Source organism: Ignatzschineria sp. PL_is040 (assembly GCF_055813795.1).
On sequence record NZ_JBVPGU010000004.1, the window covers coordinates 67058 to 80784 of the forward strand.

A 13727-nucleotide genomic window follows, 5' to 3' on the forward strand; every position below is an offset into this window, starting at 1 on the left:
TAGTTTGTTCGATGATGGCGATCTTGATACCGATCTTGACACCCATTTTGATACCAATTTTGCTATTAATAGTAACACTAAGGCTAATATTAATATTGTTATCGAGGGCGACTGATCTGATGCTTATCGGTTAAAATCGCACTATCTCATCGATTGTTATAGGTGAGTAGATGTTTGAGAGATCATTCTATTAGATATTTTTAAGATCTCTTCTCAAAACTTAAAACTTTGAAACTTAAAACTTTGAAATTTAAAACCTTGAAATTTAAAACCTTGAAACTTAGAGAGCGCTAGAAATAAATAAAGACCTCCTGCAATGCAAAAGATCTTTATAAGATATTCCCGCTATCTGGGGCTATGAGCGAGATCGGCGGTCAGAATCGCGATTCCCATCCCGTTTGAAGTCTCGACCAGAATCTCTGCCTCTTCCTGCTCCGCGTTGACCTTCGTTGCGATCGCGGTTAAAAGAGCGTGTTTCTGAACGATTGTGGCGACGCGAATCTTGTGATCCAAAGCTACGATTATCGCGCTCATCTCTCTGGCCACGGTTATCACTACGACCGAAGTTACTACGTTCACCGCGATCACTGCGTTCGCCACGATTGGTACGATCTCCACGATTATCTGGGCGATCAGATGAATTACGGCGCTCAAAACGATCATTGCTACGACCGAAGTTACTACGCTCACCGCGATCATTGCGTTCGCCACGATTGGTACGATCTCCACGATTATCCGGGCGATCAGATGAATTACGGCGCTCAAAACGATCATTGCTACGACCGAAGTTACTACGTTCACCGCGATCACTGCGATCACCACGATTGGTACGATCTCCACGATTATCAGGGCGATCAGATGCATTACGGCGCTCGAAACGATCATTGCTACGACCGAAGTTACTACGCTCACCGCGATCACTGCGTTCGCCACGATTGGTACGATCTCCACGATTATCAGGGCGATTAGATGAATTACGGCGTTCGAAACGATCATTGCTGCGACCGAAGTTACTGCGCTCACCGCGATCACTACGTTTATCACTTCTTGGGCGCGGACTGCGACTCAATTCACGACGGCGCTCCTGAACACTACCGATACGGCGTGCTTTTGTTCTTTGACGCTCTTGCTTTTCATCGAGAACAACGTGTTGATGTTCAAGACCGACAGATTCAACTAACTCTTTTAAGACTTCTGGGTCGATATCGATAAATTGACCTTCACGTAATCCCGGTGGTAACTCCACATTGCCATAGCGAATACGGATAAGATGGGAGACCATCAAACCTTGGGATTCCCAAAGGCGACGAACCTCGCGGTTTTTCCCACCTTTGACGGTGACGTGATACCAGAAGTTTGCACCTGTACCGCCTGACCAGAGAATCTCTTCAAATTTGGAGACTCCATCTTCAAATTCGATACCATTACGCATATTGTCAGCCATCTCATCGGTAAATTCACCAATCACACGTACGGCATATTCACGTTCTAATTCATGAGAGGGGTGCATCAAACGGTGTGCGAGCTCACCATCATTGGTCACAAGGAGCAATCCTTGTGTATTAATATCGAGTCGTCCTACCGTAATCCAACGGCCATCGCGAATAGAGGGAAGACTCTCAAAAATTGTGGGGCGACCTTCAGGGTCATGGCGCGTTGTAATCTCACCGACAGGTTTGTAGTAGATTAAGACACGGCGCTCTTGTTCGCTTTTGTCGATAGAAATTCGGCGATCATCTAGGTGGACACTCTCTGTCCCATCTATTTGGCAACCGAGTTCAGCGACTTCGCCATTCACCTTAATGCGGCCTTCGCTAATCCAACCCTCAATCTCCCGGCGTGAACCAAATCCTAGGTTCGCTAAAACTTTCTGTAAACGTTCTTTCATGCTGTCCTTAAAATAGGAATTTTCAATTAAATAGGTCTTATTATAGCCGATAGAGCGGCTGATTTATAGTAATCATTTTCTCTCTCCGATCAGCTTTGGCGCTTACACTCTCTGTTGATTCTATTTTGACCTCTCTTGAGAGCTGTTTGAGCTATTTTTTAGCTTTAAGTTTCCCCTCTTCACCTCTTAACAGGCGCTCAATATTGCTTTTGTGGCGGTAGATTAAAAAGAGATCCATAAAGATCACCGCCCCAACGATCGCTGTTGGTGCGTTAAAAAAGAAGAGAAAGAAGGGGACAGAGATTGCCGCTGTTAATGCCGAGAGAGAAGAGATTTTGCTAATAAAGAAGATTAGTAGCCATACGCCAAAAGCGCAGAGTGCGACAAATGGATTGAGCCCTAGAACCGCTCCAAATGCTGTAGCAACCCCTTTACCCCCTTTAAAACCGAAAAAGAGCGGGTAGAGATGTCCTAAAAAGGCAGCAACGGCAACCAATGAGATAACGATCGCAGATTGTCCTAAAATTTTTGCTAACAAGACCGGAATTAAACCTTTAAGGAGATCTCCTAAAAGCGTTAGTGCGGCAAGTTTTTTACCTCCGATGCGCATGACATTAGTTGCGCCGGGATTACCTGATCCTTCTGTTCTAGGGTCGGGAAGACCTGCAAGTTTACAGAGAATAATGGCCGATGAGAGTGAGCCGATAAGATAGCCGGCAACAATCAGGAAGAGTCCTAGAAATGTGATATTCATGGGATGAAACCTCTATGGGAAAAGGGGGTAATATCGATAATGGGGTAATATCAGTAATAACTATCGGTAATATTTATTGGTCTATTGATCTATTTTCTCTCTTCTAATCTCCTTTTTACCCTCCTTTTTTATCCTTATCTCTACTTTCGATATAATCAAAAAATCGGGAGATTCTCTCCGGTTTTAAGGTTTTTGTCATCGGAGGAAGGCTATCGAGGAATCGTTTTCCATAGCGACTCTTAGAGAGGCGGGGATCAGCAATCACCAGTAATCCATAATCATCATGATCTCGAATAAGGCGCCCAACTCCCTGTTTGAGCGCAATAATTGCTTTGGGAAGCTGATAAGTATTGAAAGGATCATAACCTTGTTCACGAATGAGATCCATCTTTGCTTGCTCAATGGGATCACCGGGAGAGGCGAAGGGGAATTTCTCAATAATAACGCAGGAGAGGGCATCGCCTTTCACATCGACCCCTTCCCAGAAGCTCATTGTTCCTAAAAGAACACCATTGCCGGACTCTTTAAACTCCTCAATTAGTTGCATTTTAGGGAGATCACCCTGTACAAAAAGAGGATAATCGGTCTTGCGACCTAATAGCTCTTTCGCTTCATTGAGTGCTCGGTAGCTTGTAAAGAGAATAAATGCTCGCCCTTTAGTGACCTCTAAAATGGGAATAATGGCATCGATCATCTCTGGGAGAAAGCGTGGATCGCTCGGTAGTGGAAGATGATCAGGATGGTAGAGCAGGGAGGTTCGAGGATAATCGAAAGGGCTCTCTAACTTGAGCGTATTCTTTTTCGATAAACCTAATGGGCGGCAAAAATAGCTAAAATCATCTTTGACCGCTAATGTTGCTGAGGTGAAGATCCAGCTAGCATTGAGTAGACCACTATTTTTTCGAAACTGTTCAGAGATATCGAGTGGCGTCGAATGAAATGTAATATTGAATGTGTAGGTCTCAAGCCAGTTAATCGCATTGATAGAATCAGGGGTCTTCTCACTTAAAAGGAGAATTTTCCAGGTCATTGTTAGCTCTTCTAAGCGATCGATCAGTTTAGCAAAGATCTGTGCCCGAACTTTGAGAGGATCAACAATCTGTAATAATGTTTTAAGAATCTCATAGATCTCTTGGTAGAGATTGGTAATGATGGGATTATCTGAAAACTCAGTTAAAGCATAACGCTGATTATATTGTGGCAGTGCTTTACGCAGTTCAGTAAGTGCTTTAAAGAGCGCATCCGCAGCGGTATCGTGACCACTGAAATCGGGAGCATCGACCGCAATGGCTTTATTGAGATCATCAATCCAATCATGAAATTGTTTCGTAGAGATCTGGGTACTAAAGAAGAGTCCGGCAGTCTCTGCAAGTTGATGGGCTTCATCGATAATTATAATGTCCGCTTCGGGAAGAAGCTCCCCAAAACCATCCTGTTTCAGTGCCAAATCGGCACAAAGGAGATGATGATTGATAACGACGATATCTGAGTCCATCGCTTTTTTACGCGCTTTAAAGACAAAGCACTCCTCATAGTCAGGACATTCATTATGGAGGCAGTTTTCAGTGGTTGAAGTGACTTGAGACCATAATTCATTCTCTGTAATGCCGGAGAGCTGCGTGATATCGCCGATAGGATCTTGTTGGGAGAAACGCTCAATTCGGAAAAATTGTTCAACTTGCTTCTTATTCTCAAAGCGACCGCGTGCGCGTAGTGTCTTTGTTCGATAGAGACAGAGATAGTTACTGCGTCCTTTTAAGAGAGCAGTGGAGATAGGGTGTTTAATCACCTTTTTAAGGAGTGGAATATCCTTCTCATAGAGCTGATCTTGAAGATGCTTCGTTCCAGTAGAGATGAGGGTCTTCTTTTTAGAGAGAAGTGCAGGGACGAGATAGGCAAAAGTTTTCCCCGTTCCCGTTCCCGCTTCGACGATTAGAGTATCTTGCTCCTCAATGGCAAGTGCAATCGCTTCTGCCATCTCAATCTGCTCATCACGAGGCTGATAGCCATCAATCACGCGGCTTAATGCCCCATCTTGGGCGAAAAATTGGGTAATATGATCTCTATTCATAAGATTTTGACTCTACCGTAGGTTTGATCTGAGGATAAGAGGAAACTATTGTAACGTTTTTTTCTGGGAAGCGGGAGGTAGTTATCAAAGGGGAGAAGTTCAATCGAGCGATTGGGATAGCACCATGCAGAGAGAGAAGATGTGAAGGTAAATATTAGGGGGGAACTAATCAATATAGAACAATGTTACTCTTTGTGCTGAGCTATTATTGCTCAATTTCCGAGAGGCGCATTCTTATGGGGAGGGTTAACAATATAATAGGGCTATCCCAAAACTTATCCACAGCTTGTGGGGATAAGAGGGGATAACCCTATTTTGTTAATAAAAACCCTCTAAAGCCTCAATATTACTGGTCGTTAAAGGGTTTTCTTGTCTCTTTATCGGGAGCGACATATCCACCGACGATCACAGTGGTCATCTCCTGGGGGTTGACATGACGTTTAAAGGCTTCCTGGATCTCTTTAGGTGTAATTGCTCTCACTTTTTCTGGTAAAGTCTCATAATAATCGAGCGGTAAGCCATAAGTTGCAAGATTTAAGATGGCATAGGCTAACTTAAGATTACTATCGAGATCGAGAACTAAAGAGCCGATATAATTATTTTTGGCACGCTCTAATAGCTCTGAATCCGGACCTTCATTGATAAATTGATTGACGACCGCTTTCGTTTGGGTAATGGCATCTTCAACGCTCTCATTTTTGGTAGAGAAGCTAATTGTGAAGGGACCTTCGTAAAAATTGGGTGCAAAACGGCTATAGATACCATACGTTAACCCCTCTTTTTCTCGAATTGTGGTCATCAAGAGCGAAGTTAAGCCACTGCCACCTAAAAGATGGTTGCCGATCATTAAAGGGAGATAATCGGGGCTAAAACGATCGATAGCGGGCTGCCCCATCATCACTTGCGTCTGCGGGCTATTGTAATATTGCTCATAGGTGAGATCCATAGTGACGGGTTCGATCTGTGCCATTGCCGGATGAATTTCGCCTGACCCTAAAATTTGACTAATTTTAGCAGCAATTTTTTTCGCATCTTCTTGAGAGAGATCTCCTACAAAGATGATTTTTGCACCATGCGCATCGTAATATTGCTCTTGGAATGCTTTCACATCACCTAGACGCATTTTTGCAAGAGCATTTTGTAACATCTCTGATGTTGCACCAATCACGCTATTAGGATAGAGCGCCGCGTAGTAGAGCTCATTTGCAATCGCAGATGGATTATCAAGGCGCGCTTTTTGGCTATCAATTGCTTGAGCAACCTCTCTTTTGAAGACTTTTTCATCAAAGCGGGGAGATTGCAGCATCTCATAGAGAATCTCTAATGTTGAGTTAAATTGTTGCTCGCGACTCAATGAGCGAAGCGAGAAGAGAGTGTGGTAAGTAGAGCTTGAAGCGTCTATCGAACTCTGTAACTGATCGAGTTTTAATAGGAGCGCCTCCTCATCGAGCGATTGTGTTCCAGAGGTGACCATATTGGCAGTCATTGCTGCTAAACCATAGCTATCGCCTTCACGAATCGATCCCGCCTCTAGTGAGAGGATTAGATCCACCATCGGAATTTCAGGTGCATGAAGGTAGTAGACTTCAGCACCTTCATCGGTACGCCAAGTCTCAACATTAGTTGCAGCCTGCGCGATTACGGTGCTAAAAAGCGCAACTGTGACGAGGAGGGTTGTTATTAACTTTCTCATAATCTTTCTCATTATCATTCCTTTCTGAAGCAGCATTAGATAGCGGTCTCTTGAGTCTCTTGAGTATTGCTCTTCTCTGAAGGTGAATTCTCTTCAGCGCTCTCGACCGTTTTAATGTCGATCTCCCTGTCAGGCGTCGCCCCGTCAGATATCGCCCTATCAGATGTCTCTACATCGGATATCTCTACATTGGATATCTCATCTCTCTTTGCTGGCGAGTTTTTGATCGTCGTTTGTTGCGGATGGAGCGTTGCGATCGTGGCTTGCTCCTCATTGAGATATTTTTGGGCTACTTGTCGAATCATCTCTGGTGTTACCTTTTTGAGACGCTCAACACGATTCTCTGCATTTTGCCAACCTTCACCTGTTGTCTCTGCTTGTCCAATTAACATCGCTTGGGATGCAACAGAATCTTTACTGTAGATATTACCTGCTTCATAGAGGCCAATAATGCGTTCAATCTCCTCTTCTGAGGCTAATTCATTTTGAAGAAGCGCAATCTCCTCTTTTAAGGCCTGTTCTATTTGTGCAAGAGAGATCCCTTCTGCCGGAACCGCTACAAAGGTGAAGGGTGTTGTATAGCGCGCTCCATAGTTGTAGTAGCTACCTGCTTCTAAGGCGATCTGCTCATCGCGGACTAAACGCTTAGGAAGGCGAGATGAGGAGGTACCATCTAAAATGAGTGAGGCAAGGAGAAGAGCATCGGCCTCTTGATTCTCTGTGGCATCAATTTCATTGATACTAGGGACTTTATACCCCATAAAGAGAAGGGGCATATTAGCGGGAATCGCAAGGTCGATCCGCTTCTCGCCCTGTTGTGCAACTTCAAAGTTGTAAGGACGAGTAATATTTTCACTCGGTGGAATCTCTCCAAAATATTGCTCAACAAGTGCGATCGTTTTTTCTGGATCCACATCGCCGACAATCACTACCGTTGCATTATTGGGAGCGTAAAATTGTTGATACCAGTTCGCAAGATCTTCTAAGGTCCATCCTTCAATCTCCGGCATCCAACCGATCACCGGATTACGATATGCACTTGTGGTAAAGAGATTCGCATTAAAAGCTTCATAGAGTTGTGCTTGAGGATTGCTATCGGTGCGTTGACGACGCTCTTCTGCAACAACAAGTCGCTCGGGGGCAAAATCTTCAGCGCGTAACTCTAAATTTTGCATGCGATCAGCTTCTAATTTGAGCGCTGTTTCAAGCTCCCATGCCGGCAGATTTTCAAAGTAGGCGGTATAGTCAGTAGAGGTAAAAGCATTATCTCGTCCACCAAGATTAGCAATAATCATCGAATGTTCATTAGGGCCTAAAGTGTCGGTTCCTTTGAACATCATATGCTCTAACATATGGGAGATGCCGCCTAAACCACGGGGTTCATCTACCGATCCTACTTTATACCAGACCATCGAAGTGACAACCGGTGCACGATGATCGGCTCTAACAATCACCTTCAATCCATTATCGAGTTCGGTTTCATAGGTATTATCGATAATGGTGATTTTTTCTGGGGTTATCTCTGCCACAGCGATGATGGAGGAAAAAGAAAAAGCGGCAATAAAGAGAGTTGCCGCTTTTTTGAGAGGGTGTATTTTTTGCATCGTCTCCTCCTAATAGAAGATTGGATTAAAAATTGAGATTGATGATTGATGGGGTGGGCAGATTGCCCAACACTGCAACACTATTTACTCAACGGTTAAGGTTGTTCCTGTTACAAAGGGTTGTTCGGGATCATTAAGTTGCCATACAAGATCGATCACCTTGCGCAACTCTTTAGGATTAGGCGCTCCTTCCGGCATAACACTCATTCGAAGGGCAGAGTTGATGCAGACAGGATCGATCGAGTTGAAGGCGATCTTCTTTTCTGACTCATTCTCAAGTGCAAAGATCTTCATCATGGTCTCTAACCCTGCTTTAGCAATGGCATAGCTCCCCCAATAGGCACGATCCCCTTTGGCAACCTCATCATGGGTAAAGAAGATGACAGAAGCACGATCTGATTGATCAAGAAGTGGCAACATGGCATGTGTTAGGAAGTAGGGTGCGTTGAGAGTAATATTGAGCCCATGATGCCATTTTTCAGGGCTGGTATGGGCAAGGGGGGTTAAGTAACCGAGATTGATTGCCGCATGCACAATACCATCGAGCTTTCCAAACTCTAACGCTAAGTTTTGAGCAAGATTGTAGTAATCGAGATCTTCTACTTTTAGAAAGTCCATTGCCACAATAGCAGGTTCTGCTCCCCCTCGGTTGACAATAATGTCATAGATGGGATTGAGCTTCTCCTCTTTTCGGCCCATGAGGATAATGGTCGCACCTAAATCAGCGAGACGAAGTGCTGATTCTTTCCCAATTGCGCCGGAGGCTCCTGTGACTAAAATGACACGACCTGTTAATGGTTTTGACATATAAAAATCCTTATTAAATCCCTTGATTAAATCTCTTGATTAAATCTCTTATTAAATTGTTACCTGATTTAATTTTAGCGTTCGGTATTAGCGCTATTGCAACTTTCAAGATGCGGTCATCTTTCTCACCAATGATGAGTTACGCTTTCGTTGCATAGAGCAGATAATTCATACTTACATCATCGGTCAGAGTTGCGACACGTGTGAAGGGGTTATAGTTCATCCCTTCAATCTTTTTGACGGTTAAACCATAGCTTTCACACATCTCATAGAGCTCTAAAGGGGTAATGAGCTTGTTATAGTCATGGGTTCCCTTTGGAACAATACGTAGGATGTTCTCTGCGGCGAAGAGCGCTAAGGCTCTCGATTTTAAGGTGCGATTGATGGTTGAGAAGAAGATATGCCCACCTGGTTTTAACATTTTGCTTGCAGCTTCAATAATAGCGCTTGGGGTAGGGACATGTTCGAGCATCTCAAGACAGGTGATGAGATCAAAAGATTCATGATGCTCTTCGGCAAATTCTTCAGCCGTGATTACTCGATAATCGATCTTAAGATGATTCTCTTTCGCATGCGCTTTAGCGACAGCAATGGCATTAGGTGCCATATCGATGCCGGTCGTTTTGGCATGTCGTTTTGCTAAACCTTCAGCGATGATGCCGCCACCACAGCCGATATCGAGTGCTTTAATGCCGGCAAGATCAACAAATTGCTCAATAAACTCAAAACGGGTAGGGTTGATGTCATGAAGAGTCTTTAATTCTCCTTCACGATTCCACCAATCTTGATCGTTAAACTTCTCAATTTCTTCGTGTGATACATTACTCATTACGGGTAGCCTCCTCGCGTAGGCGCGTCATCTGTTCGATCGCTGCTTTTTGCGCAGCCTCTTTTATGCTATTGCTATTTTGCTGAGCGGCCCCTTTGGCGGGCTCAATCACAGTGGTGTTAATGCTCTCTAAAAAATTCTCAGGAATCATTGATGCTAGTGTTTCCGCCCAAGAAGAGGCCATGCCGGAAAATTTCGCATTTTTCCAATACTCACTCTCTTTAAAAGGCGATTCAATAATAAAAAGGGAGATAACGGCAACAATAAAGATCCCTCTTAAAAGACCAAAGATCGTACCAAGGAGGCGATCAGGCCATGAGATACTCAATTTTCGCAGTACAAAAGTGATAAGAAGATTGACTAAACCTAAGATAATCAGTAGGGCAATAAAGGTGATTGCAAAGCTGATAAGATCGCCAAAGATCGACTCATCACCACTTAAAGCATTGGCGCTGCCACCAAAGAGATTAGGGAGCATCTTGCCGACATCTTGATAGTAGAAGACGGCTCCCATAAATGCTAATACCCAGACGATCAATGAGAGCGCTTCTGAGATAAAGCCTCTAAAGAATGCCACAATGACTGAAATAGCGATGATGGCAATAATAACGGCATCAATAATGGTTGATATATCCACGTTAATGAGCTCCTAGTCTAACTGTTTTTTTATGGGCAGATAGTGCTGATACTGATCCTTCACTCTTTTGAAAAAGATCGCTCTTTGAAGGTCTCTTTTTTAAAAAGAAGGAAGATGCATATTGCATGATTCTGCGTTGGTTTATTTAGCCTGTACAACAGAGGGCTTTAATGATCCGCTCCTTGTACGAGATTGTACTTGCTCCGCCTCTTTTTTGGTAGCATAAGGACCAATTTGAACACGATTTAACTTGTTATCTCTTAAGATGCGGACGTTATAGCCTTTCTGCTTAAATTCATTCATCAGTTTTTGTGCATTGGCACTGTTGCCAAAAGCACCTAGTTGCACATACCAATGGCCTTGTGCTGTTGCTTTAGGAGCTTGTTGGACCGGTTGCGTTTTTTGTGGCGCCTTTGCTGCGCTCTTTTCGCTATCGGCGATCAATTCAATTTTGGGCATCGCCGGCTCTTTTTTTGGGGTTACTTTTGGTTTCTCAATCTCTTTTTGAGGAAGAGGGGTTACTTTAGGCGGTTCGATGCTTGCTAAAATAATCGCATTCTCTTCTTTGATCTGATGACCTTGTTCAACACTCTGCCATAGCTCTTCACCCACAATATCTCCCGGTGCATTGCTGACAATCTCTTTACCTGATTGACTCTCTAAAATAATGGGCGGAGCGATCTCTTGCGGCTCTTTTTTCCCTGTAGAAGTGATGCTAATTGCCGGCTTCTGCACGTTATTAGCTTGTGGTGTTGTCGTTGGAAGTTTATCTGAAGGTTGCAATAACAGTACAGCAATGAGCCCGACAAGAGCGAGAAGAAATATCCCACCGATAAGACGTTGTAATAGCGATTTTGTTAGCGTATTAGACATATTGATTCTCTTTAAACCAGTTGAGGCTATCTGCCATCATATGAAATGAGCCAAAAACAATAATAATATCTTGTGGCCGTGCCATTTCTAGCACCTGTTGGCAACCTGTCGCGATAGAGGGTGCCACAAGAATAGTTTGTTGAATAATAGGTTGAATCTTTGTTGCCAAAGCTTCTCCTGATTGACCGCGTTCACAATCATCGATTGTTGCCGTAACCCATGATTGAATCGAATCTTTAAGGGGAGTTGCTAATGCTACGGAGTCTTTATCTTTTAACATTCCTAAAAGGGCGATAATCTCAAAATCCTCCCCCTTTTCAGATCGAAGATCCGCAATTAATGATTTTAACACATGCGCTCCTTGAGGGTTATGTGTCACATCAAGATAGATTGTTGGGCTATTAGCTCTTGTGAGTTGCTGAAAGCGCCCCTCTAATGTTACAGCTCTTAAGCCCTTAGCGATACTCTCTTCTGTTGGTGTGATCTTCAGTTTTTCAGCACCGAGATAGAGCGCGGTAATTGCTGTTGCCGCATTCTGATATTGATGGAGACCTTTTAGTTTAGGTGCCGGCAAAGTAAGGCGCGCTTCCTCTTTAAACTGATAGCTAAATTCGCCAGATTCGAGGCGTTGATAGTGAAAGTCTCGCCCATTTTGGTAGAGTGTTGCCTCCATCTCTTTTACTTGGGTTAAGATCGAGATATTCGGTGCTGTTTCTGCAGTAATGACCTGTGCATGCGTTTTGATAATGCCGGCTTTCTCTCGAGCGATCTCTTCAATGGTATTCCCGAGTTGCGCAGTATGATCGATACCAATAGGGGTGATCACCGCGATATCGGCATCAATGATATTTGTTGAATCGAGCCTACCGCCTAATCCCACCTCAAGAACGGCAACTTCAACCTGCTTCTCCTTAAAGAGATAGAATGCAGCTAATGTTGCAAATTCAAAGTAGGTGAGAGTGATATCGCCACGGGCAGCCTCAATTGCCTCAAAGGCGGCGATAATATCATGATCCTCCGCCTCTTCTAAGTTGATGCGGATCCGTTCATTAAAGCGCCAAATATGGGGAGAGGTGAAGAGTCCAACGCGCTTCTCGGCAGCATGATAGAGGTTCGCAATTGTTGTGGAGGTTGAACCTTTTCCATTGGTGCCGGCAACGGTAATGATCAGGGGCGCTATTTTGCCGAGATTGAGGTTTTTTAGAACATTTTTAATGCGTTCTAATTTAAAATCCATCGAAAGAGGATGTATGGCCTCTAAGTAGGTTAGCCAAGATTGAAGGGAACGATTCGAAGCCATGGTCATCTCTGCCCTTAAATAGAATCTGATAAGCGATTAAGTGATAAACAAATCCAGGATATATCCAAGAAATATCCAGGAGAGATCCAAGAAAAATTCAAGGACTCAAAGAAATCAGAGTGAAGTAAAGATCGATCATCTCTCATCATTTCTTTAAAGATATCTGAGTCAATATCTAAAGCGGTATCTTAAGTAATGACCCAAAGTGATATCTGAAACAGTAATATCTGAAACAGTTATATTCCCAATAACCTCTTTCGCTGATATCGGTTGTTGTTCAATGATCGATAGCGCTTGAAGCATTATTGGGAAATATGATTATCCGTTTTGGGGAGATTCCATTGAGTCTATTTATTGAGTGAATTTAATTGAGTTGTGTTAACGCAATTAACCTACTTCTTCCAAAGGTTTTCCTTGATGAGTCAGTTTTGCAAGGAGGCTTGCAATCTCATTGCGAAGCTCTCTACGATCAATGATCATATCGATTGCCCCTTTTTCAAGGAGGAATTCAGAGCGTTGGAAGCCTTCAGGGAGTTTTTCACGAACGGTCTGTTCAATAACACGAGGACCTGCAAAGCCGATCAACGCATAAGGTTCAGCAATATTGATATCTCCTAACATCGCTAAACTAGCAGAGACACCACCAAATGTAGGGTCTGTTAAAACAGAGATAAAGGGTAAGTGCTCTTCATTAAGGCGCGCAATGCCTGCTGATGTTTTTGCCATCTGCATCAATGAAGTTAAACCTTCTTGCATACGCGCACCACCACTTGTCATAAAGCAGACTAAGGGAACTTTATGTTCAAGACTATGATTCACCGCACGGATAAAACGTTCACCTACAACGGATCCCATCGATCCGCCCATGAAGTTGAAGTTAAAAGAAGCGGCAACAATCGGCATACCTTTAAGTGTGCCCGACATTGCGATTAATGCTTCTGTCTCACCTGTTGATTTTTGAGCATCAAGAAGGCGATCACGGTAGCGACGGCTATCTTTAAAGTTTAAGAAATCAACTGATTCGATATCGGCACCAATTTCAGTTGTTGAGTCTTTATCTAAAAATGCTATTAATCTTGTACGAGGATCGATGCGCATGTGAGCATTACATTTAGGGCAGACTTCAAGGTTTGCCGCAAGCTCTTGTTGATAGAGAATGGCATCGCAAGAACGGCATTTAGCCCAGACACCTTCAGGAACTGTATTCTCCTTCTTCGTTGTGCGGATCATTGGAATTATACGCTCAAACCAGTTCATTCTATAACCATCCT

Annotated in this window: 11 protein-coding genes; all 11 read right to left on the reverse strand. The window is 43.6% G+C overall.

All coding sequences use genetic code 11. The features are described 5' to 3' along the window. Nucleotides 1-355: 355 nt before the first annotated feature. Nucleotides 356-1888 (reverse strand): 23S rRNA pseudouridine(2605) synthase RluB, encoded by a 1533-nt coding sequence (rluB, locus tag AC0SAP_RS06830; protein ID WP_473383570.1) that lies wholly within the window; start codon nt 1886-1888, stop codon nt 356-358. A gap of 151 nt (nt 1889-2039) precedes the next feature. Then, on the reverse strand, nt 2040-2642 hold the full coding sequence (gene plsY, locus AC0SAP_RS06835) for a glycerol-3-phosphate 1-O-acyltransferase PlsY (protein ID WP_094567896.1): 603 nt from the start codon (nt 2640-2642) through the stop codon (nt 2040-2042). Between the two features lie 115 nt (nt 2643-2757). Further along, nucleotides 2758-4713 carry an ATP-dependent DNA helicase gene (locus AC0SAP_RS06840; protein WP_094567895.1) on the reverse strand — a complete coding sequence of 652 codons (1956 nt, stop codon included), beginning with the start codon at nt 4711-4713 and terminating at the stop codon, nt 2758-2760. Between the two features lie 346 nt (nt 4714-5059). Continuing rightward, a complete protein-coding gene (locus tag AC0SAP_RS06845) occupies nt 5060-6406 on the reverse strand; it encodes a M16 family metallopeptidase (RefSeq protein WP_473383572.1) in 1347 nt (448 codons plus the stop codon). Between the two features lie 35 nt (nt 6407-6441). Next, complete coding sequence (locus AC0SAP_RS06850; protein ID WP_473383573.1) at nt 6442-8010, reverse strand: M16 family metallopeptidase; 1569 nt, start codon at nt 8008-8010, stop codon at nt 6442-6444. A gap of 84 nt (nt 8011-8094) precedes the next feature. Next, nucleotides 8095-8817: an SDR family NAD(P)-dependent oxidoreductase gene (locus AC0SAP_RS06855; protein ID WP_286481633.1), complete on the reverse strand. Its 723-nt coding sequence runs from the start codon at nt 8815-8817 to the stop codon at nt 8095-8097. Between the two features lie 139 nt (nt 8818-8956). Next, nucleotides 8957-9646, reverse strand: coding sequence for a bifunctional 2-polyprenyl-6-hydroxyphenol methylase/3-demethylubiquinol 3-O-methyltransferase UbiG (ubiG, locus tag AC0SAP_RS06860; RefSeq protein WP_473383575.1), 690 nt, complete (start codon nt 9644-9646; stop codon nt 8957-8959). Further along, a complete protein-coding gene (locus tag AC0SAP_RS06865; RefSeq protein ID WP_157957419.1) occupies nt 9639-10283 on the reverse strand; it encodes a CvpA family protein in 645 nt (214 codons plus the stop codon). The genes ubiG and AC0SAP_RS06865 overlap by 8 nt, the downstream gene beginning before the upstream one ends. Nucleotides 10284-10424: 141 nt before the next feature. Continuing rightward, a complete protein-coding gene (locus AC0SAP_RS06870) occupies nt 10425-11156 on the reverse strand; it encodes an SPOR domain-containing protein (protein ID WP_473383576.1) in 732 nt (243 codons plus the stop codon). After that, nucleotides 11149-12456: a bifunctional folylpolyglutamate synthase/dihydrofolate synthase gene (locus AC0SAP_RS06875; protein ID WP_473383578.1), complete on the reverse strand. Its 1308-nt coding sequence runs from the start codon at nt 12454-12456 to the stop codon at nt 11149-11151. The genes AC0SAP_RS06870 and AC0SAP_RS06875 overlap by 8 nt, the downstream gene beginning before the upstream one ends. Nucleotides 12457-12843: 387 nt before the next feature. Continuing rightward, a complete protein-coding gene (gene accD, locus AC0SAP_RS06880) occupies nt 12844-13713 on the reverse strand; it encodes an acetyl-CoA carboxylase, carboxyltransferase subunit beta (RefSeq protein ID WP_473383579.1) in 870 nt (289 codons plus the stop codon). Between the last annotated feature and the right edge of the window lie 14 nt (nt 13714-13727).

Excerpts from the sequence above, each read along its gene's own strand:
- AC0SAP_RS06875 (WP_473383578.1), bottom strand. The coding sequence starts at position 12,456 with ATGGCTTCGAATCGTTCCCTTCAATCTTGGCTAACCTACTTAGAGGCC.
- AC0SAP_RS06850 (WP_473383573.1), bottom strand. The coding sequence starts at position 8,010 with ATGCAAAAAATACACCCTCTCAAAAAAGCGGCAACTCTCTTTATTGCC.
- AC0SAP_RS06870 (WP_473383576.1), bottom strand. The coding sequence starts at position 11,156 with ATGTCTAATACGCTAACAAAATCGCTATTACAACGTCTTATCGGTGGG.
- rluB (WP_473383570.1), bottom strand. The coding sequence starts at position 1,888 with ATGAAAGAACGTTTACAGAAAGTTTTAGCGAACCTAGGATTTGGTTCA.
- AC0SAP_RS06845 (WP_473383572.1), bottom strand. The coding sequence starts at position 6,406 with ATGAGAAAGTTAATAACAACCCTCCTCGTCACAGTTGCGCTTTTTAGC.
- AC0SAP_RS06840 (WP_094567895.1), bottom strand. The coding sequence starts at position 4,713 with ATGAATAGAGATCATATTACCCAATTTTTCGCCCAAGATGGGGCATTA.
- accD (WP_473383579.1), bottom strand. The coding sequence starts at position 13,713 with ATGAACTGGTTTGAGCGTATAATTCCAATGATCCGCACAACGAAGAAG.
- ubiG (WP_473383575.1), bottom strand. The coding sequence starts at position 9,646 with ATGAGTAATGTATCACACGAAGAAATTGAGAAGTTTAACGATCAAGAT.
- plsY (WP_094567896.1), bottom strand. The coding sequence starts at position 2,642 with ATGAATATCACATTTCTAGGACTCTTCCTGATTGTTGCCGGCTATCTT.
- AC0SAP_RS06855 (WP_286481633.1), bottom strand. The coding sequence starts at position 8,817 with ATGTCAAAACCATTAACAGGTCGTGTCATTTTAGTCACAGGAGCCTCC.